Raw genomic sequence first — 18,139 nt, 5'->3', positions numbered from 1 at the left:
TACTCAGGACGAACGGGCAAGCACGCTGCCGCCACGCTCTAGGCGGCATCATGGCTTCCGCCAACGGACAATCAGGGAAGCGGCGTCACCAGCAGCGTGACCGCCGGATCGGCGCTCCCGGCGATCTGGATCAGGTGGCGGCCCGGCGAGAGATCGAAATCCACCATCTTGCGGATGCCCGAGCACGCCGGGCCATGGCCGTGCGCGACCGAGGCGAGCGACCTGCCCCCCGCGACGACATCGATCCACGCCGCCGTGCCGAGTGCCACGCGGTAGCGCCCGGCCTTTACCACCGTCACCGCGAACACGCCGCCCCGCGCATCGGCCGCGCCGGGCCTGGCGGGGGCCACCGCGAAGCGCACCGCCGATTGCGGGGTGAGCGTCGCGCGGACGCTGCGTCCGATCGGCACGGCGGCGGCAGCTTCCGCGCCGCGTCCGGCAGCGATCGGCGGCGCGACGCTCCAGCCGGTCAGCGATGCGGGCAGCGGGGCCGGGGTGGCGGGGCAGGCCGGAGCCTGAAGGGCGGCGAGGAGCAGGGCGAGCATCGACATATTCCCGAAGGCGACGGAATGTCCCGCACGCCGCCTATCACGTCCGCGCCGCTTCCGCATCGGGGCACGGCTGCCTACATGGTCGGGGTGGAAGATAGCCTCCCCGCCCCCCTTACCGACTGGTTCGCCGCGCGCGGCTGGGCACCCCGGCGGCACCAGCGCGCGATGCTGGCGGCGGCGCGGGCCGGGCGGCACGCGCTGCTGGTCGCCGCCACGGGTGCGGGCAAGACGCTGTCGGGCTTCCTGCCGACGCTGGCCGAACTGATCGAGGCCCCGCGCGAGGGGTTGCACACGCTCTACATTTCGCCGCTGAAGGCGCTGGCGGTCGATGTGCAGCGCAACCTGCTGTCCCCCATCGCCGAGATGGGCCTGCCCGTCCGGGTCGAGACGCGCACCGGCGACACCCCGTCGGACCGCAAGGCACGCCAGCGCGCCAAACCGCCGCACATCCTGCTGACCACGCCCGAATCGCTCAGCCTGCTGCTGTCCTATCCCGATGCACCCGCGCTGTTCGCCGGACTGCGCACGATCGTGATCGACGAGGTGCACGCCTTCGCCACCGACAAGCGCGGCGATCTGCTGGCGCTGAGCCTCGCGCGGTTGCAGCGGCTGGCACCCGACCTGCGCCGGGTCGCGCTGTCAGCGACGGTCGCCGACCCCGACGGCTATCGCGCATGGCTGGCCCCCGACGGCGATATCGATGCGGTGACGCTGGTCGAGGGGGAGCCGGGGGCCGAACCCGACATCCGTATCCTGCTGCCGACCGACCGCATCCCGTGGAGCGGCCATTCGGGTCGCTATGCCGCGCAGCAGGTGATGGCGCAGATCGAGGCGCATCGCACCACCATCGTGTTCTGCAACACCCGCAGCCTTGCCGAGCTGATCTTCCAGGATCTGTGGAAGGCGAACGACAGGCAGCTGCCGATCGGCGTCCATCACGGCAGCCTCGACCGCGAGGCGCGGCGCAAGGTCGAGCAGGCGATGGCCGACGGCAAGCTGCGCGCGTTGGTCGCGACCGCCAGCCTCGACCTCGGCGTCGACTGGGGCGATGTCGACTGCGTGATCCAGATGGGCGCACCCAAGGGATCGTCGCGGCTCCTGCAACGCATCGGCCGCGCCAACCACCGGCTGGACGAGGTGTCGAAGGCGGTGCTGGTGCCGGGCAACCGGTTCGAGTTCCTCGAGGCGCAGGCGGCGCTGGACGCGGTGGCGGCGGGCGAGCTGGACCCCGACCGCTTCCGCCCCGGCAGCCTCGACGTGCTGGCGCAGCATCTGATGGGCTGTGCCTGTGCAGCACCCTTCGCCGCCGCCGACATGCTGGACGAGGTGCGCGGCGCCCTGCCCTATTCCGCGCTCGATGCCGACACGTTCGACCGGGTGCTGCACTATATCGCCGAGGGCGGCTATGCGCTGAAGGCTTATGACCGGTTCAGGCGGCTGCGGCTGGGCACGGACGGCCTATGGCATGTCACCAGGCCCGGGTTCGTCGCGCAGCACCGGCTGAACGCCGGGATCATCGTCGATGCGCCGACGCTGGACGTGCGGTTCAGGAACGGGCGGCGGCTGGGCACGGTCGAGGAATATTTCGCCTCGACGCTCTCGCCGGGCGATACCTTCTTCTTCGCGGGGATGAGCCTCGAGGTCGTGCAGATCGAGCTGACCGACCTGCTGGTCCGCGCGACCAGCCGCCCGGCGCGCATCCCCAAATATGGCGGCACGCGCATGGCGCTGTCGACCAACCTCGCCGAGCGGGTGCGCGGCTTCCTTGCCTCCCCAAGCGAATGGCATCGGTTTCCCGACGACGTGCGCGACTGGCTGGAGATACAGGCGCGGCGATCGGTGCTGCCGCGCCCCGGCGAATTGCTGGTCGAGACCTTCCCGCGCGAGGGGCGGCATTATCTCGTCGCCTACAGCTTCGAGGGGTGGAACGCGCACCAGTCGCTCGGCATGCTCGTGACGCGACGGATGGAGGCGATGGGGCTGAAGCCGCTGGGCTTCGTGTCCAGCGACTATGCGCTGGCGTGCTACGGGCTGGAGCCAATCGCCGATCCGGAGGCGCTGTTCTCCCCCGACATCCTCGAGCATGAGTTCGTCGACTGGGTGCAGCAGTCGGCGCTGCTCAAACGCGCATTCCGCGAGGTGGCGGTGATCGGCGGGCTGGTCGAGCGCCAGCATCCCGGCAAGCGCAAGACCGGCAAGCAGGTGACGTTCTCGACCGACCTGATCTACGACGTGCTGCGCAAGTACGAGCCGGGCCATCTGCTGCTGCAGGCGGCGTGGGAGGATGCGCGCGCGCGGATGACCGATGTCGGGCGGCTGGCGACGCTGCTGGAGACGGCGCAGGCGCGGATGCGGCACGTCGCGCTCGACCGGGTGAGCCCGCTGGCGGTGCCGGTGCTGGTGCTGATCGGGCGCGAACGGGTCGAGCAGGGGTCGTCGGGCGAGGACGCGCTGCTGGCGGAGGCCGAGGCGCTGGCGGCGGAGGCGATGGGGTAACAGGGTTGATTCACGCGAAGGCGCGACGACGCGAAGGAAGAAGAGAAGGTTGTTCGCGCGGAGGCGCGGAGATGTTGCGCCCGCGGTAGCGTCATCCGCGCCAGCGGCCTCTATCCATCGGTGCAGTACGGGAAAATGTCTTCCGTCCGCGTGACCTTGCCAAGAACACATCCCCTCCGCGCCTCCGCGTGAACCGACCTTCTTTCCCGTTCCGCGATCGTTGCACCCCCGAGCCTTGAGCCGCCGCCGCCCTTGCGGCATAGCGCCGACCCATGGTTCGCCTTTCGTTCGCCGGACAGGATTTCGCCGCGCTGCGCGAAGGCGCGCTCTTTTGGCCGCAACGCCGCGCGCTGCTGCTCGCCGACCTGCATTTCGAGAAGGCGAGCTGGTTCGCGCAGTTCGGGCAGATGCTGCCGCCCTATGATTCGCTCGAGACGCTGGCCGGAATCGAGGCGCTGGTGGCGCGGACCCGGCCCCGCGAACTCTGGTGCCTGGGCGACAGTTTCCACGACAGCGCCGGGTGCGACCGGCTGCCCGCGGCGGCGCAGGCGCGGCTGCGCGCGCTGACCGGACGGCTCGACTGGACGTGGATCACCGGCAACCACGATCCCGTCGTCGCCGACCATTGCGGCGGGCGGGTCGTGGCCGAGGCGGTGGTGGACGGGATCGTGCTGCGCCACGAAGCCGATGCGGCCGACACCCGGCCCGAGCTGTCGGGGCATTTCCATCCCAAGTTCCGCGTCTCGGTACGCGGCCGGGCGGTATCGCGCCGCTGCTTCGTGGCGAGCGCGACCAAGCTGATCCTGCCCGCCTTCGGTTCGCTGACCGGCGGGCTGGACGCCCGCCATCCCGAGATCGTGCGTGCGGTGGGCAGCGGTGCGGAGGCGCTGATCGCGCTCGACGACCGGCTGCTGCGCTTTCCGCTGGCGGCGTAGGCGGGGGGATCGGAACTCCGTTCGTCACCCCGGAACAGGTCCGGGGTGACGAACGGGCACGGAACGCCGACCGGTCCTATATCCCCGAGGCGAAGCTCAGTTCGAGCTTCCTGGAATTGGCGGGCACGTCGAGCGCCGCGCTGTTGAACGCGAGGCTGCCGTTGGGGCCGATCACGCGGGTCTGCGGCTTGATCGTCCAGCTGTAGACCATCTTCCCCTGCGCATCCTTCAGCACCGCGCGGATATCGGGGATGCGGTGGCGGACGCGGGTCGGGTTGAGGATGCGGCCCGATACCGCGAACAGCTCGTTGCCGCTCGACAGCAGCCGCCGTTCGGGCGCGGCGATCGACAGTGTCAGCGGAATCTCCGGCGGCCCGATCGGCAGGCCGAACTGCTGCGCGATGCCCGGCGTGCCGGTGTAGAGGATCGCCCCCACCCCGCCGAGCATCGCGACCCCAGCCGCGACCGCGATCGCGGTGCGACGCCGCGCGGGATTGCGGCGCGGGGTGAAGGCGGTACGGCGGGGACCGGCCTCCTCCGCCACCGGATCGGGACGCTCCGCCGCCGGATCGACATAGCGGCGCAGCGCATCGTCGCCGGTGCGCGAGCGCAGCGGCGCCGGGCGCGGTGCTTCGGCGACGGGTTCGGGGCGCGGCGGTGCCACCGGCTCGACCGGAAGCGCGGTGCGCGCGACCGGGGCAGACGCCTCTGCGACCGGGGCTTCGGGCGCGACGATGTTGCCGGCGCCCAGATCGAGCATCGCGGGCGGCTGGAACCAGCTATGCCGGCATCCTGCGCAACGCACCGTCCGCCCCGCCGGGCCGATCGCGGTGTCCGCGACCAGATAGCGCATGTGACATTGCGTACATTCGAGGATCATCGTCCCCATACCCCCGATACCGAACCCCGCGCCGCATACCCGCGACGAGGGCTGCGAACCTAGGGGTTCGTGCCCGCCGATGGCAAGGCGCTATCGGTCCGGCTTGAGGCGGATCGCGGCTTGTGCGATTGGCGCAGCGAGCGCGACATCAAGGGCGGACGTGGCCAGCATCGTTCAATTCGACAATGTCGGCCTGCGCTATGGCCATGGCGAGGAGACGCTGAGCGACCTCAGCTTCTCGCTGGCCGAGGGATCGTTCCACTTCCTGCTGGGGCCGTCGGGCGCGGGCAAGACCTCGCTGCTGCGCCTCCTCTATCTGGCGCAGCGGCCCAGCCGGGGCGTCATCCGCCTGTTCGGCGAGGATATGGTGCTGGCCCCGCGCGCGCGCCTGCCCGGCTTTCGCCGCCGGATCGGCGTGGTATTCCAGGACTTCCGGCTGGTGCCGCACCTGTCGGCACGCGACAATATCGCGCTGCCGCTCCGGGTCAGCGGCATGGCCGAAAGCGCGATCGCCGAGCCGGTGGGCGAGATGCTGGCGTGGATCGGCCTGTCCGACCGCGCCGACGCGCGTCCCGCCACGCTGTCGGGCGGCGAGCAGCAGCGCGTCGCCATCGCCCGCGCGGTCATCAACCGGCCCGAAATCCTGATCGCCGACGAACCGACCGGCAACGTCGATCCCGAAATGGCCGAGCGGTTGCTCAAGCTCTTCGAGTCGCTCAACCGGCTGGGTACGACGGTGGTGATGGCGACGCACGACTATCACCTGCTCCACCGCGTGCCGCAGGCGCGGCTGATGCGGCTGGACCGGGGGCGGCTGTCCGATCCCACCGGCACGCTGCGCCATCCGCCGGAGCGGGTGCGATGAGCAGGGCCGCGGGACAGCCGCTGCTCGACGATGCGCAGGGCCGCCGTGCGATGGTGTGGATCATGGCGATCATGGTCTTCCTGACCACGCTGGCCGCCGCGCTCGGCCTCGCCACCGGCGGCGCGGGCCGTGCGCTCGACCGGCAACTGGCCTCGCGGCTGACGGTGCAGGTGATCGCGGGCGATGCGGCGATGCGCGACGCGGCGGTCGCGCGGCTGCTCGCCCGGCTGCGCGCATCGCGCGACGTGACCCGCGCGGCGGAGGTCGACCGCGGGCGGCTCGCCGCGCTGCTGCAACCGTGGCTGGGCGAGGCGGGGCTCGATTCGGACATTCCGATCCCGGCGATGATCGACGTGGACGTGACGCGCGGCGACGACGGTGCCGCCCGGCGGGTCGCGGCACTCGCCCGGGCGACCGCGCCGGACGTGCGCGTCGATGCCCATGCGACGTGGCTGGCGCCGGTGCGCGGGCTGATCGCGTTGATCGGCTGGGTATCGCTCGCGCTGGTGCTGCTGATGGCGAGCGCGACCGCCGCCGTGGTGCTGCTTTCGGCGCGCGCGGGGCTGGACACGCATCGCGGAACGATCGACATCCTGCACATGCTGGGTTCGACCGACCGCCAGATCGCCCGCCTGTTCCAGCGGCGCGTCGCGCACGACACGCTGACCGGCGCGCTGATCGGCGTGCTGTCGGGCGCGCTGGTCGTCGCCTTCGTCGGGGTGCGGCTGGGCGCGCTCGATTCGCAGTGGGTGGGCGGCGTGACGCTCGGGGCCCTCGACTGGGGGGCGATCGCGCTGCTGCCCTTCGCCTTCACCGCGCTGGCGATGCTGGCGGCGCGGTTCGCGGTGCTGCGCCGGCTGGCGCGCGTGCTGTGACCGGGCGCATCCTCTCGCTGCTGCTGCTGGCCTATGCACTGGGCTTCGCGCTGTTCGCGGTGACGCTGCCGCAATCGCTGCCCGATGCGGTGCGGACCGACGGCATCGTCGTGCCGACCGGCGGCCCCGGACGGATCGAGCACGGGCTGGCGCTGCTGGAACAGGGGCGCGCCACGCGGATGCTGGTGACGGGGGTCGATCCCGATGTCCGCCCGATGGAGCTGGCGGCGGCGGTCAAGGGCCCGCGGCGGCTGTTCCGTTGCTGCGTCGATCTGGGGCACGACGCGGTCGATACCCGGTCGAACGCCGACGAGACGGCGGAATGGGTGCGGCGCAACCGCTATCGCTCGGTCCGGCTGGTCACGTCCAACTGGCACATGGCGCGCGCGGCGATGGAGCTGCGCCATGCGCTGGGCAATTCGGTCGAGGTGGTGCGCGATCCGGTGCCGGGGCATCCGGGGTTCGGGCTGCTGTTTGCGGAATATAACAAATATGTGGTTCGCGGGATCGTGATGCGGCTGGGGATCGACCTGTGATCGCATGGGGTAGGACATGGCTGTTCCGGGTGGTGTTCTACACCCTGTCAGTGCCGATCGTGCTGAGCGCGCCCGTCTCCGCGCGGTTCGGGCGGGGGGCGATGCACACGCACGCCCATGTGTGGATCCGGGTCCACCGCTTCCTCGCGCGCTGGATCCTGGGGGTGCGGGTGCGGGTGGAGGGCCTGATCCCGCCCGGCCCCTGCCTGTTCGCGGTGAAGCACCAGGCGATGTTCGAGACGCTGGAAATGGCCGAGCGGATCGACGGCCCGCTGATCGTGCTGAAGCGCGAACTGGCCGACATGCCCTTCTGGGGCCGGGCGGCGCGGGCCTATGGCGCGATTCCGGTCGATCGCGATGCCTCGGCACAGGCGCTGCGGTCGATGCTGAAGGAAGCGGCGGTGGCGCGGGCCGAGGGGCGTCCGGTGCTGATCTTTCCCGAAGGCACGCGGGTGGCGGTGGGCGAGGCACCGCCGCTGCGCTCGGGCTTCGCCGGGCTGTACAAGGCGCTCGGCATGCCGGTGGTGCCGGTCGCGCTCGACAGCGGGCGGTGCATGCCGCGCCGGGGGCCGAGCCGGGCGGGGGTCGTCACCATCCGCTTCCTGCCGCCCATCCCGCCGGGCCTGCCGCGCGACGAGATCGAAACGCGGGTGCACGCCGCGATCAACGCGCTGGAACCGGCGGGGGGCGGCACGGTGGTGGTCTAACTGAAAAATCGTCATTCCCGCGCAGGCGGGAATCCATAGACGCAGCCGTTGCGGTTTGAAGGGATACGTTGGTGGCTATGGATTCCCGCCTGCGCGGGAATGACAAGGTGCTACCCCGCCTTCGCCTCGGCGCGGTACGCATGGAGCAGCGGCTCGGTATAGCCGTTGGGCTGCGTCAGCCCCTCGAACACCAGCGCCCGTGCCGCGCGGATCGCCGGGCCGTCGCTGCCGGTGAGCGGGCGATAGGCCGGGTCGGCGGCGTTCTGCGCATCGACCTTCGCCGCCATCCGCGCGAACGCCGCATCGACATCGGCAGGGGTGCAGACGCCGTGCAGCAGCCAGTTGGCGACATGCTGCGACGAGATGCGCAGCGTCGCGCGGTCCTCCATCAGGCCGACGTCGTGGATGTCGGGCACTTTGGAACAGCCGATCCCCTGATCGATCCAGCGCACGACATAGCCGAGGATGCCCTGGACATTATTGTCCAGCTCGCGCGCGACCTCCGCCGCATCCCAGTTGCGTCCGTGGGCGACCGGGACGGTCAGCAGCCGCTCGAGCGCCGCGACCGGTTCGGCGGCGCGTGCCGCCTGACGCGCGGCGACATCGACCATGTGATAGTGCAGCGCATGCAGCGTCGCGGCAGTCGGTGACGGCACCCACGCGGTGCTGGCACCACTGCGGGGATGCGCGATCTTCTGGTCGAGCATGTGCCCCATCCGGTCGGGCGCGGCCCACATCCCCTTGCCGATCTGCGCGCGCTGCCCGAGGCCGCAGGCAAGCCCGATCTGGACGTTGCGATCCTCATAGGCCGCGATCCAGTCCGCGCCCTTCATCTCGCCCTTGGGGATCATCGCACCCGCACGCATCGCGCTGTGCAGTTCGTCGCCGGTGCGGTCGAGGAAACCGGTGTTGATGAACACGATCCGGTGGCGCACCGCATGGATGCACGCCGCCAGATTGGCCGAGGTGCGCCGCTCCTCGTCCATCACCCCGACCTTGATCGTGTGACGGGGCAGCGCCAGCAGATCCTCGACCGCATCGAACAATGCGTCGGTGAAGGCGACTTCCTCCGGCCCGTGCTGCTTGGGCTTGACGATGTAGATCGATCCGGCACGGCTGTTGGCGCGCGCGCCCTGCACGTCATGCAGCGCGATCAGGCTGGTGACGATCGCATCGACGATCCCCTCGGGCGCCTCGCCCCCGTCCACCAGCCGGATCGCGGGCGTGGTCATCAGATGGCCGACGTTGCGGACGAACAGCAGCGAGCGGCCCGGCAGGATGATCGTGCCGCCGTCGTGCGCGGTATAGGTCCGGTCGTCGGCCAGCGTCCGCGTGACCTGCCGCCCGCCCTTGGCGAAGCGCGCCGACAGATTGCCCTGCATCAGCCCCAGCCAGTTGGCATAGGCCGCCACCTTGTCCGCCGCATCGACCGCCGCGACCGAATCCTCCAGATCGCAGATGGTGGTCAGCGCCGATTCGAGCAGGACATCGGCCAGCCCCGCCGGGTCATGCCGCCCGATCGGATGGTCGCGATCGATCACCAGTTCGATGTGTAGCCCGTGGTGGCGCAGCAGCAGCTTGTCCCCCGCCCGCCCAACCCATTGCGTCGGATCGGCGAGGCGCGGGTCGCCCCCCTGCCAGTCGTGCCAGCTGCCTGCCGAGAGCGGCACCGCTTCGTCGAGGAAGTCGCGTGCGCGGGCGATGACCTGCCTACCCCGAGCCGCGTCATAGCCGCCGCCCGCCGCCGCTCCGGGGATCGCATCGGTGCCGTAGAGCGCGTCGTACAGGCTGCCCCAGCGCGCATTGGCGGCGTTGAGCAGGAAGCGGGCGTTCAGGATCGGGACGACCAGCTGCGGCCCGGCCAGCGTCGCGATCTCCGGATCGACATTCTGCGGATCGATGGCGAAGGGCGCGGGTTCGGGAACGAGATAGCCGATCTCCCGCAGGAACGCCGCCTGTTCTGCCGGGTCGATCGCCTGTCCGGCGCGGGCCGCGAACCAGCCGTCGAGCCGTTCCTGCAACGCATCGCGCTTCGCCAGCAGTGCGCGGTTTTCCGGTGCGAAGCGGGCGAGAATCGCCGCGGCCCCCGACCAGAAGGGCGCGGCCTCGATCCCCGTGCCGGGCAGCACCTGACGTTCGATGAAGTCGGCCAGCGGTTCGGCGACCTGCAATCCGGCGCGGTCGACATAGGTCTCGGGCATCGCATCCTCCTTGGTGGGACCGACATAGCCGCTCGCCATTCGCATCGGTAGCGCGCATGACCGCAGCACAGTCGTTCGCCGGAGGAAGCAATGATCCCCGATCCCGACCATGGGCTGTTCGTCGCGATCGTCGATTCGGGCAGCATCGCCGCCGCTGCCCGGCTGCACGGCCTGACGCCCGGCGCCGCCTCGAAGCGGTTGCAGCGGCTGGAGGCGCGGCTTGGCGTGCGGCTGATCGAGCGGACGACGCGGCGGATGCAGCCGACCGCGGCGGGCACGCGGCTGCACGCCGACCTCAGCGACATATTGGCGGCGCTGGCGGCGGCGGAAGCACGGGCGAGCGGGGCGGCGGCGGTGCCTTCGGGCCGGTTGCGGATCGCCGCGCCCACCTCGTTCGCGCGGCTGCACGTCGCGCCGCATCTGGGCGATTTCCTGCGCGCGCACCCTGCCGTTGCACCCGAACTGCTGCTGTCGGACGGCTATGTCGATCTCGCCGCCGCACGGATCGATTGCGCGATCCGCATCACCGCCGAGGTGCCGCCGGGTTATGCCGCGCGGCGGCTGGCGGCGAACCGGCGGATCGTTTGCGCAGCCCCTGCCTATCTGGCCGAGCGGGGCGTTCCGGCAGGCCCCGACGATCTGGCCGAGCACCGGCTGCTGGCGGCGGACGGGCAGTTGCCGTGGCGGCTGCTGCGTCCCGGTCGCCGCGCGATCGTCACCGGCACCTCCCATGTCCGCACCGATTCGAGCGAGATCGTCCGCGAACTGGCGTTGGCCGGGGTCGGCATCGCGCTGCGCTCGCTCTGGGATGTCGGCGACCTGCTGGACGCGGGGCGGCTGGTGCGGCTGCTGCCCGGATGGGAGGGGCCGCCCGATCTTGCGATCCATGCGCTGCACGGGCCGCACCCGCTGCCCGCCGTCACCGCATTCGTCGACCATCTCGCCGCGCGCATCGCCGCCGAACCCTGGGCGCAGGCTTGACTCGTCCTGCCGCCGGGCGCAGCATCGTATCAATTGATACGAAATGAGAGGATGCGACGATGGAGCATATGGACGTCAACCCGCTGGGCCTCGACGGGTTCGAGTTCTGCGAATTCACCGCGCCCGATGTCGCGCGCATGGGGCGGCAGCTCGAACAGTTCGGCTTCGTCGCGGCGTCGAAGCACCCGACGCGCAACGTCACCCGCTACAAGCAGGGGCGGATCAACCTGCTGCTGAACGGCATCGAAGACGGCCATGCCGCCGAATTCGCCGCGGCGCATGGCCCCTCGGCGGCGGGCATGGCGTTCCGCGTGGCGGACGCGAAGGCGGCGTATGACGCGGCGGTCGCGCGCGGTGCCAGGCCCGCCGATCCCGCGCGCGGCGCGCTCGGGCAGGGCTATGTCCTGGAAGGGATCGGCGGGTCGCTGCTGTACCTGATCGACCGGCATGGCGACGCGGGTTCGCTGTACGACGACTGGGAACCGGTGCCGGGCGCGGCACAGGCGGAGGCCGAGAACAACGTCGGGCTCGACCTGCTCGACCACCTGACCCACAACGTCAAGCGCGGGCAGATGCGGACCTGGGCCGCCTTCTACAACCAGATCTTCGGGTTCGAGGAACAGAAGTATTTCGACATCAAGGGCAAGGCGACCGGCCTGTTCAGCCAGGCAATGATCGCGCCGGACAAGGCGATCCGCATCCCGCTGAACGAAAGCCAGGACGACAAGAGCCAGATCGAGGAGTTCATCCGCGACTATAACGGCGAAGGCATCCAGCACCTCGCCTTCACCACCGACGATATCTATGCGACCGTCGAGAAGCTGCGCGCGCGCGGCGTGAAGTTGCAGGACACGATCGAGACCTATTACGAACTGGTCGACAAGCGCGTGCCGAACCATGGCGAGGACCTCGAACGACTGCGCCGCAACCGCATCCTGATCGACGGCAATGTCGGCGACGAGGGGCTGCTGCTCCAGATCTTCACCGAGCCGATGTTCGGGCCGATCTTCTTCGAGATCATCCAGCGCAAGGGAAACGAGGGCTTCGGCAACGGCAATTTCCAGGCGCTGTACGAAAGCATCGAACTGGACCAGATCCGGCGCGGAGTGATTACGGTCGACGCCTGACCAGGACCGAAGCGCATGCTTCGGTCGCGGTGCAGCGCGCAGGCGCTGCCGTCGACCGGCCAGCGCGGGGGGAGCCGGGCCGCAAGGCGCGGCTCTGCCGCGACTGACGGCCCGGCGGGCGGAGGCCACACCGCCCGCGGCCCGCCCCCTCCACCGTTCGCGGTGCGAACGGTCCCCCTCCCCGTTCCGGGGAGGATCGATGAGGTACCCATGACCTACCACCCCGGTTTCGCCAATCATGTCGCCACCGAAGCGGTCGCGGGTGCGCTGCCGATCGGGCGCAACAGCCCGCAGCACGTGCCCTTCGGCCTCTATGCCGAGCAGCTGTCGGGCACCGCCTTCACCGCGCCGCGCCACGAGAACCGCCGCGCATGGCTCTATCGCCTGCGCCCGACCGCCAATCACGGCGCGTTCCTGCCCTATGCCGGGGCGCCCAACCTGCAATCCGCGCCGGTCGCCGAGCCGCCCAGCCCCAACCGGATGCGCTGGGACCCGCTGCCGCTGCCCGAGGTACCGACCGACTGGGTCGACGGCCTTGTCACCTATGGCGCGACCGGCGATGTCGCGGCGCAGAGCGGGGTCGGCATCCACCTCTATGCCGCGAACAGGGATATGGAGCGCGCCTTCTTCTCCGCCGACGGCGAGTTGCTGATCGTGCCGCAGCAGGGCGCGCTGGCGATCGATACCGAGATGGGGCGGATCGACATTGCGCCGCTTCAGATCGCGCTGATCCCGCGCGGGGTGCGCTTCCGCGTGGCGCTGCCCGACGGGCAGGCACGCGGCTATGTCTGCGAGAATTACGGCGGCCTGTTCCGCCTGCCCGACTTGGGGCCGATCGGGGCCAACGGCCTTGCCAACCCGCGCGATTTCGAGACGCCGTCCGCATGGTATGAGGATCGCGACGAACCGACCGAGGTGATCCAGAAGTTTCAGGGCGCGCTGTGGACCACCACGCTCGACCATTCGCCGTTCGACGTGGTGGCATGGCACGGCAACCTCACGCCGTGCCGCTACGACCTGACCCGCTTCAACACGATCAACACCGTGTCGTTCGACCATCCCGATCCGTCGATCTTCACCGTGCTGACCTCGCCCAGCGACACGCCGGGCACCGCCAATTGCGACTTCGTGATCTTTCCCCCGCGCTGGATGGTCGCCGAGGACACCTTCCGCCCGCCGTGGTTCCACCGCAACGTCATGAGCGAGTTCATGGGGCTGGTGACGGGCGCCTATGACGCGAAGGAAGGCGGCTTCGCGCCGGGCGGCGCGTCGCTGCACAACCAGATGAACGGCCATGGCCCCGATCAGGCAAGCTATGACAAGGCGGTCGCCGCCGACCTCGCGCCGCATCGCATCGCCGACACCATGGCGTTCATGTTCGAGACGCGCCACGTCGTCCGCCCGACGCGCTGGGCGATGACCAGTGCGACGATGCAGCTCGATTACGACGACGTATGGACCGGCTTCGCCAAGGCGCGGCTGCCCGGATGAGCGACGAACGGGTGTTCGCCACCCCGGCGGGGGTCAGGCTGGGGCCGCTGACCGACGTGGCCGAGGGCGCGGCGCGCAACTATGTGCTGCAACTGCGCGCCGGTCGGTTCCACGGCTTTATTGTGCGCACCGGCGACGCGGTGGTCGGCTATGTCGATCGCTGCCCGCACATGGGACTGCCGCTGGCGCAGGCGCTCGACCAGTATCTGACGCCCGACGGCCAGGCGATCGCGTGCAGCTGGCATGCCGCGCTGTTCGACATCGCCAGCGGGCGCTGCATCGGCGGCCCCTGCCCCGGACAGGCGCTGACGCCGTGGCCGGTGACGGTCGCGGACGGCGCGATCGTCACCGCCTGACCCGCCTCAGGCGGCGACCGCCTCGGGCAGTTCGGTCAGCGTCGACCCCTTGCCGAGCCGATGCCCGTTGGCGCGGAGCCATGCGTCCGCCGTCGCGCGGCCGAGGTCGCGCAGCGCCTCGAGCTGCGACCAGCGGGTGTCGATCTTGCCCGCCGGGCCGCGTTGGGCCAGCGCATGCGGCGCTTCCATCAGGTGCAGCCCGGTGTGGACGAGCGGGCCGAACGCCTCGGCAGCCTCCGGCGCGCGGCGCACGACCGCCTGTACCTCGGTCAGCGCCTTCAGGTCGCGCAGCAGACAGGCGTTGAAGCCGATGTCGCTCATCCGTCCCATCACCTCGACCAGCGATTCGGGTGTGCCCTGCGTCGCGAAGGGGGTGATCTGCACGATCAGCACGTCGCTCTGCCCGCATCCGCCGAAGATCAGCGGTTCGAGCGCAGGATTGGCGGAAAAGCCGCCGTCCCAGTAGCATTCGCCGTCGATCTCGACCGGACCGAACAGGTCGGGCAGGCAGGCCGACGCCATCAGCGCATCGACGGTGATCTCGCTGCCCGAAAAGATGCGCGCCGCCCCGTTCGACACGCGCGTCGCGGCGATGTGCAGCGGCACGCAGTCGTCGCGGTGGAGCACCGACAGGTCGATCGCCTCGGCCACCACCCCGCGCAGCGACCCCATGTCGCGCAGGCCGGGCGACAGCGGCGCGACATAGCGGCCGAACAGCTTGCCGATCTCCAGCGACCGGCGCACCCACGGCTCGAACAGCGGCGCGGTCCATGCGGTGCTGTCCAGCGCCTGGAGCGGCGAATAGCGCGCGACCGTGCGCCACAACCGCTCCAGCCCCTCGCGCGCGCCCTGCCGCCCGCCGGTGGTCAGCCCGACCGCCAGCGCGGTGCCGTTCAGCGCCCCGGCGCTGGCCCCGCTGATCGCGACGATCGGATAGTCTTCCTCGAGCAGCCGGTCGAGCACGCCCCAGCCATAGGCACCATGCGCGCCGCCCCCCTGCAGGGCGAGCGACAGGCGCGGCGAATCGGTATCGGTGCAATGGGTCATGCTGCTGCTCTCCGGTGGCGACGGCTCTCCCTTGGCGCAGGGCTGTCGACGCCGCCCTGCTGCGGTGCACAACGGACGACGTCCGGTTTGGATGCGCGAAACCCAAAGCCCAAATTATGCGCCGACCCGCGCGGACCCAGCCGGACCTTCGCCAGTTATCAGGGGCAGCGCTTGAAGGAGACGGCGATATGCTCGAACACGTACCCGCATGGCTGGGTGCCTTGTTGCGCGGGGTGCGCGCCGGGGCATCGAAGCTGACGATCGTCGATCCGGCGCTCGGCGATTTCGCGAGCATGGACCTTGCCAGCCTCGCCTTTGCCGACGGGCAACGCCTGCCCGAACGCTTCACCGCCGACGGCGAAGGGGTATCGCCGCCGCTGCACTGGCGCGGGGTGCCCGCGGGCACGGTGCGGCTGGCGCTGATCGTCGAAGACCCCGATGCGCCGTCGCCGCAGCCGCTGGTCCATGCGATCCTGTGGGATCTGCCGCCGCACGAGGCGCAACTGGCCGAAGGCGCGATCCGCCCCGACGGCGACGGCAGCGCCGCGCACGGCGACGTGGGCCGCAACAGCTACTTCCGCGAAGGCTGGCTGCCGCCCGATCCCCCGACCGGCCATGGCGAGCATCGCTACGCCTTCCAGCTGTTCGCGCTCGGCGAGGGGCCGGACCTCGATCCCAATCCGGGCCGCAGCGCGCTGGTGGAGGCGATGCAGGGCCGCGTCCTTGCCGCCGGACTGCTCACCGGCACCTATTCGCGCGACGAACCGGTGGACATCGGCCCGGTGGGATCGACCGCGACCGCGTAATAGCGGCGATCGGCCCGGGTTTTACTCCGTTGGTCCCGAGCGAAGCCGAGAGACGTGCCGCAGGCGCATCGCACGGTGTCTCGACTACGCTCGACACGAACGGTTCGGGAGCGGGTGGCGCGCGCCGCTATTCCGACAGCACCTCGCGCAGCGCGAGCATCGCCAGCGCGGCCTTCGCCGCCTCGCCGCCCTTGTCCTTCTCGTCGCGGCGGGCGCGGGTCAGCGCCTGTGCCTCGTTCTCGACGGTCAGGATGCCGTTGCCGACCGGCACCCCCTCTAGGCTGAGGTTCATCAGCCCGCGCGCGCTTTCGTTGGCGACGACCTCGAAATGATAGGTTTCGCCGCGGATGATGACGCCCAGTGCCACGAACGCATCATAGCGTTCCGCCGCATCGGCCATCGCGATCGCGCCGGGCACCTCCAGCGCGCCGGGTACGGTGATCGTGTCATGGGTATGGCCCGCCGCCTCGATCGCGGCACGCGCGCCCTCGATCAGCAGGTCGTTCAGATGGTCGTAGAAGCGCGCCTCGACGATCAGCACATGCGCCATGGGATTACCTTTCCGTGATCGGCCGTTCGCCGACGATCTTGAGGCCGTAGCCGTCGAGCCCGACCAGCGTGTGATGAGTGTTGGTGAGCAGGACCATGTCCTCGACACCCAGTTCGTTGAGGATCATCGCGCCCACACCGTAATCGCGCAGTTCCTCCATGTCGGGCACCGGGCCGCCGGTGCGGGCATGGATCGCCAGCGCCAGCGAATCGGGGCGCGGCTTGCTGATGACGACGACGACGCCCGCGCCTTCGTCCGCGATGATCTGCATCGAGCGACGCAGCAGCCCGCCGCGCTCGCCGCCCTCGCCGAACATGTCGGCGAAGGGCGACAGCGCGTGCATCCGCACCAGCGTCGGCTTGCTCGGGTCGATCAATCCCTTGACCAGCGCCACCTGCTCGCTGCCGGTCGCCTTGTTCCAGAACGACATGGCGCGCCACTGCCCGCCCCATTCGCTCTCGAACACCGTCTCGGCGCGCTTCTCGACCAGATGGTCGTGGCGGCGGCGATAGGCGATCAGGTCGCGGATCGTGCCGATCTTCAGCCCGTGCAGCTGCGCGAAGGCGACGAGGTCGTCCATCCGCGCCATCGTGCCGTCCTCGTTCATGATCTCGCAGATCACGCCGGAGGGGTTCAGTCCGGCAAGGCGCGACACGTCGACCGCCGCCTCGGTATGGCCCGCGCGTACCAGCACCCCGCCCTCGCGCGCGACCAGCGGAAAGACGTGCCCCGGCGTCACGATCTCCGACGCTTCCTTCGACGCATCGATCGCCACGGCGATGGTGCGGGCGCGGTCGGCGGCGGAGATGCCGGTCGTCACCCCCTCGCGCGCCTCGATCGAGACGGTGAAGGCGGTTTCGTGCCGCGTGCCGTTGTTGCGCGCCATCAGGTCGAGCCCGAGCTGCTGCGTCCGCGCCCTGGTCATCGCGAGGCAGATCAGCCCGCGCCCGTACCGCGCCATGAAGTTGATCGCGTCCGGCGTCGCCATCTGCGCCGGGATCACGAGATCGCCCTCGTTCTCGCGGTCCTCGTCGTCGACGAGGATGAACATCCGCCCGTTGCGCGCCTCGTCGATGATCTCTTCGGGCGACGAGAGAAAGGCGTGGGCGAGGCCCGTCGGTTCAGTTTCGGCCACGGACTTGTTCCATTCGCATCAGATAGCGGGCGAGCACGTCGATCTCGATATTCACCGCCTGCCCCGCCGCCAGCGTACCGAGCGTCGTGACCGCCTGGGTATGGGGGATGAGGTTGACGGTGAAGCGCGCGGCGTCGGCCATGTCCTCGACGGTGTTCACCGTCAGCGACACGCCGTCGATCGTCACCGACCCCTTGGGCGCGACGAAGGCGCTGAGCGCATGGTCGATCGCAACGGTCACGCGGGTCGAATCGCCCGCCGCCTCGACCCCGACGACATGGCCGGTGCCGTCGACATGGCCGGTGACGATATGCCCGCCCAGTTCGTCGCCGAGCTTCAGCGCGCGCTCGAGGTTGAGGGGGCGTCCTTCGGCCCATTGCTCGGCGGCGGTGCGCGACACCGTCTCGCCCGACACGTCGACCGCGAACCAGCCCGGCCCCTTGTCGACGACGGTCAGGCAGACGCCCGAACAGGCGATCGATGCGCCCAGGTCGATCGTCGTCGTGTCATAGTGGCAGCCGATCCGCACGCGCAGGTCGCGCGCGCCGCCGATCGATTCGATGCGACCCACGTCGCTGACAATTCCGGTGAACACGGGGA

18 protein-coding genes are annotated in these 18,139 nt (G+C 70.2%); 11 read left to right on the top strand and 7 right to left on the bottom strand.

Annotated elements, in window-relative coordinates; all coding sequences use genetic code 11:
* Positions 1-71: 71 nt before the first annotated feature.
* Positions 72-545, bottom strand: coding sequence for a hypothetical protein (locus ABLE43_RS06315; protein WP_348977627.1), 474 nt, complete (start codon positions 543-545; stop codon positions 72-74).
* An 84-nt stretch (positions 546-629) separates the two neighbouring features.
* Here ABLE43_RS06315 and ABLE43_RS06310 point away from each other — a divergent pair, with 84 nt between their 5' ends.
* Both ABLE43_RS06310 and pdeM read left to right on the top strand, forming a co-directional pair.
* The gene (locus ABLE43_RS06310; RefSeq protein ID WP_348977626.1) at positions 630-3,047 is read left to right on the top strand and encodes a ligase-associated DNA damage response DEXH box helicase; all 2,418 of its coding nucleotides are present in this window, start codon (positions 630-632) and stop codon (positions 3,045-3,047) included.
* Positions 3,048-3,319: 272 nt separating this feature from the next.
* On the top strand, positions 3,320-3,982 hold the full coding sequence (pdeM, locus tag ABLE43_RS06305; protein ID WP_348977625.1) for a ligase-associated DNA damage response endonuclease PdeM: 663 nt from the start codon (positions 3,320-3,322) through the stop codon (positions 3,980-3,982).
* A 76-nt stretch (positions 3,983-4,058) separates the two neighbouring features.
* Here the strand turns inward: pdeM and ABLE43_RS06300 are convergent, their stop codons facing one another.
* Positions 4,059-4,862, bottom strand: coding sequence for a zinc-ribbon domain-containing protein (locus ABLE43_RS06300; RefSeq protein WP_348977624.1), 804 nt, complete (start codon positions 4,860-4,862; stop codon positions 4,059-4,061).
* Positions 4,863-5,022: 160 nt separating this feature from the next.
* Here ABLE43_RS06300 and ftsE point away from each other — a divergent pair, with 160 nt between their 5' ends.
* Genes ftsE through ABLE43_RS06280 form a run of 4 tightly spaced genes read left to right on the top strand, consistent with a single transcriptional unit; the run spans position 5,023 to position 7,845 of the window.
* Positions 5,023-5,727 (top strand): cell division ATP-binding protein FtsE, encoded by a 705-nt coding sequence (gene ftsE, locus ABLE43_RS06295; RefSeq protein ID WP_348977623.1) that lies wholly within the window; start codon positions 5,023-5,025, stop codon positions 5,725-5,727.
* Positions 5,724-6,602, top strand: a complete 879-nt coding sequence (locus ABLE43_RS06290; RefSeq protein WP_348977622.1) for a cell division protein FtsX — start codon at positions 5,724-5,726, stop codon at positions 6,600-6,602. Before ftsE ends, ABLE43_RS06290 begins: the two co-directional genes overlap by 4 nt.
* Entirely contained in the window at positions 6,599-7,138 is a 540-nt protein-coding gene (locus tag ABLE43_RS06285; protein ID WP_348977621.1) for a YdcF family protein, read from the top strand. Before ABLE43_RS06290 ends, ABLE43_RS06285 begins: the two co-directional genes overlap by 4 nt.
* Positions 7,135-7,845 (top strand): lysophospholipid acyltransferase family protein, encoded by a 711-nt coding sequence (locus ABLE43_RS06280; protein ID WP_348977620.1) that lies wholly within the window; start codon positions 7,135-7,137, stop codon positions 7,843-7,845. The genes ABLE43_RS06285 and ABLE43_RS06280 overlap by 4 nt, the downstream gene beginning before the upstream one ends.
* A gap of 110 nt (positions 7,846-7,955) precedes the next feature.
* Here ABLE43_RS06280 and ABLE43_RS06275 read toward each other — a convergent pair whose 3' ends face one another.
* The gene (locus ABLE43_RS06275; protein WP_348977619.1) at positions 7,956-10,046 is read right to left on the bottom strand and encodes a malate synthase G; all 2,091 of its coding nucleotides are present in this window, start codon (positions 10,044-10,046) and stop codon (positions 7,956-7,958) included.
* Positions 10,047-10,136: 90 nt separating this feature from the next.
* Between ABLE43_RS06275 and ABLE43_RS06270 the strand changes: the two genes are divergently transcribed.
* From ABLE43_RS06270 to ABLE43_RS06255, 4 genes are all read left to right on the top strand, one after another.
* Positions 10,137-11,027, top strand: a complete 891-nt coding sequence (locus tag ABLE43_RS06270) for a LysR family transcriptional regulator (RefSeq protein ID WP_348977618.1) — start codon at positions 10,137-10,139, stop codon at positions 11,025-11,027.
* Positions 11,028-11,086: 59 nt separating this feature from the next.
* The gene (gene hppD, locus ABLE43_RS06265; protein ID WP_348977617.1) at positions 11,087-12,154 is read left to right on the top strand and encodes a 4-hydroxyphenylpyruvate dioxygenase; all 1,068 of its coding nucleotides are present in this window, start codon (positions 11,087-11,089) and stop codon (positions 12,152-12,154) included.
* A gap of 210 nt (positions 12,155-12,364) precedes the next feature.
* On the top strand, positions 12,365-13,645 hold the full coding sequence (gene hmgA, locus ABLE43_RS06260) for a homogentisate 1,2-dioxygenase (RefSeq protein WP_348977616.1): 1,281 nt from the start codon (positions 12,365-12,367) through the stop codon (positions 13,643-13,645).
* Positions 13,642-14,001: a Rieske (2Fe-2S) protein gene (locus ABLE43_RS06255; RefSeq protein ID WP_348977615.1), complete on the top strand. Its 360-nt coding sequence runs from the start codon at positions 13,642-13,644 to the stop codon at positions 13,999-14,001. Before hmgA ends, ABLE43_RS06255 begins: the two co-directional genes overlap by 4 nt.
* 6 nt (positions 14,002-14,007) lie before the next feature.
* On the opposite strand, the gene ABLE43_RS06250 is transcribed toward ABLE43_RS06255, so the two are convergent.
* Complete coding sequence (locus ABLE43_RS06250) at positions 14,008-15,048, bottom strand: patatin-like phospholipase family protein (RefSeq protein ID WP_348977614.1); 1,041 nt, start codon at positions 15,046-15,048, stop codon at positions 14,008-14,010.
* Between the two features lie 188 nt (positions 15,049-15,236).
* Here ABLE43_RS06250 and ABLE43_RS06245 point away from each other — a divergent pair, with 188 nt between their 5' ends.
* Positions 15,237-15,854, top strand: a complete 618-nt coding sequence (locus ABLE43_RS06245) for a YbhB/YbcL family Raf kinase inhibitor-like protein (protein ID WP_348977613.1) — start codon at positions 15,237-15,239, stop codon at positions 15,852-15,854.
* 127 nt (positions 15,855-15,981) lie between these two features.
* Here the strand turns inward: ABLE43_RS06245 and ribH are convergent, their stop codons facing one another.
* Genes ribH through ABLE43_RS06230 form a run of 3 tightly spaced genes read right to left on the bottom strand, consistent with a single transcriptional unit; the run spans position 15,982 to position 18,134 of the window.
* On the bottom strand, positions 15,982-16,404 hold the full coding sequence (ribH, locus tag ABLE43_RS06240; protein WP_348977612.1) for a 6,7-dimethyl-8-ribityllumazine synthase: 423 nt from the start codon (positions 16,402-16,404) through the stop codon (positions 15,982-15,984).
* Positions 16,405-16,408: 4 nt separating this feature from the next.
* On the bottom strand, positions 16,409-17,539 hold the full coding sequence (gene ribB, locus ABLE43_RS06235; RefSeq protein WP_348977611.1) for a 3,4-dihydroxy-2-butanone-4-phosphate synthase: 1,131 nt from the start codon (positions 17,537-17,539) through the stop codon (positions 16,409-16,411).
* Positions 17,526-18,134 carry a riboflavin synthase gene (locus tag ABLE43_RS06230; protein WP_348977610.1) on the bottom strand — a complete coding sequence of 203 codons (609 nt, stop codon included), beginning with the start codon at positions 18,132-18,134 and terminating at the stop codon, positions 17,526-17,528. The genes ribB and ABLE43_RS06230 overlap by 14 nt, the downstream gene beginning before the upstream one ends.
* Positions 18,135-18,139: the final 5 nt, after the last annotated feature.

It is taken from the genome of Sphingomonas silueang (assembly GCF_040049155.1).
GTDB classification, from domain to species: domain Bacteria; phylum Pseudomonadota; class Alphaproteobacteria; order Sphingomonadales; family Sphingomonadaceae; genus Sphingomonas; species Sphingomonas silueang.
This window is presented reverse-complemented; position numbering and strand designations above follow the sequence as displayed.

Excerpts from the sequence above, each read along its gene's own strand:
- ABLE43_RS06275 (WP_348977619.1), bottom strand. The coding sequence starts at position 10,046 with ATGCCCGAGACCTATGTCGACCGCGCCGGATTGCAGGTCGCCGAACCG.
- ABLE43_RS06270 (WP_348977618.1), top strand. The coding sequence starts at position 10,137 with ATGATCCCCGATCCCGACCATGGGCTGTTCGTCGCGATCGTCGATTCG.
- pdeM (WP_348977625.1), top strand. The coding sequence starts at position 3,320 with ATGGTTCGCCTTTCGTTCGCCGGACAGGATTTCGCCGCGCTGCGCGAA.
- ABLE43_RS06255 (WP_348977615.1), top strand. The coding sequence starts at position 13,642 with ATGAGCGACGAACGGGTGTTCGCCACCCCGGCGGGGGTCAGGCTGGGG.
- ribH (WP_348977612.1), bottom strand. The coding sequence starts at position 16,404 with ATGGCGCATGTGCTGATCGTCGAGGCGCGCTTCTACGACCATCTGAAC.
- ABLE43_RS06245 (WP_348977613.1), top strand. The coding sequence starts at position 15,237 with ATGCTCGAACACGTACCCGCATGGCTGGGTGCCTTGTTGCGCGGGGTG.
- ABLE43_RS06290 (WP_348977622.1), top strand. The coding sequence starts at position 5,724 with ATGAGCAGGGCCGCGGGACAGCCGCTGCTCGACGATGCGCAGGGCCGC.
- hmgA (WP_348977616.1), top strand. The coding sequence starts at position 12,365 with ATGACCTACCACCCCGGTTTCGCCAATCATGTCGCCACCGAAGCGGTC.
- hppD (WP_348977617.1), top strand. The coding sequence starts at position 11,087 with ATGGAGCATATGGACGTCAACCCGCTGGGCCTCGACGGGTTCGAGTTC.
- ABLE43_RS06300 (WP_348977624.1), bottom strand. The coding sequence starts at position 4,862 with ATGATCCTCGAATGTACGCAATGTCACATGCGCTATCTGGTCGCGGAC.
- ABLE43_RS06315 (WP_348977627.1), bottom strand. The coding sequence starts at position 545 with ATGCTCGCCCTGCTCCTCGCCGCCCTTCAGGCTCCGGCCTGCCCCGCC.
- ABLE43_RS06250 (WP_348977614.1), bottom strand. The coding sequence starts at position 15,048 with ATGACCCATTGCACCGATACCGATTCGCCGCGCCTGTCGCTCGCCCTG.
- ABLE43_RS06310 (WP_348977626.1), top strand. The coding sequence starts at position 630 with ATGGTCGGGGTGGAAGATAGCCTCCCCGCCCCCCTTACCGACTGGTTC.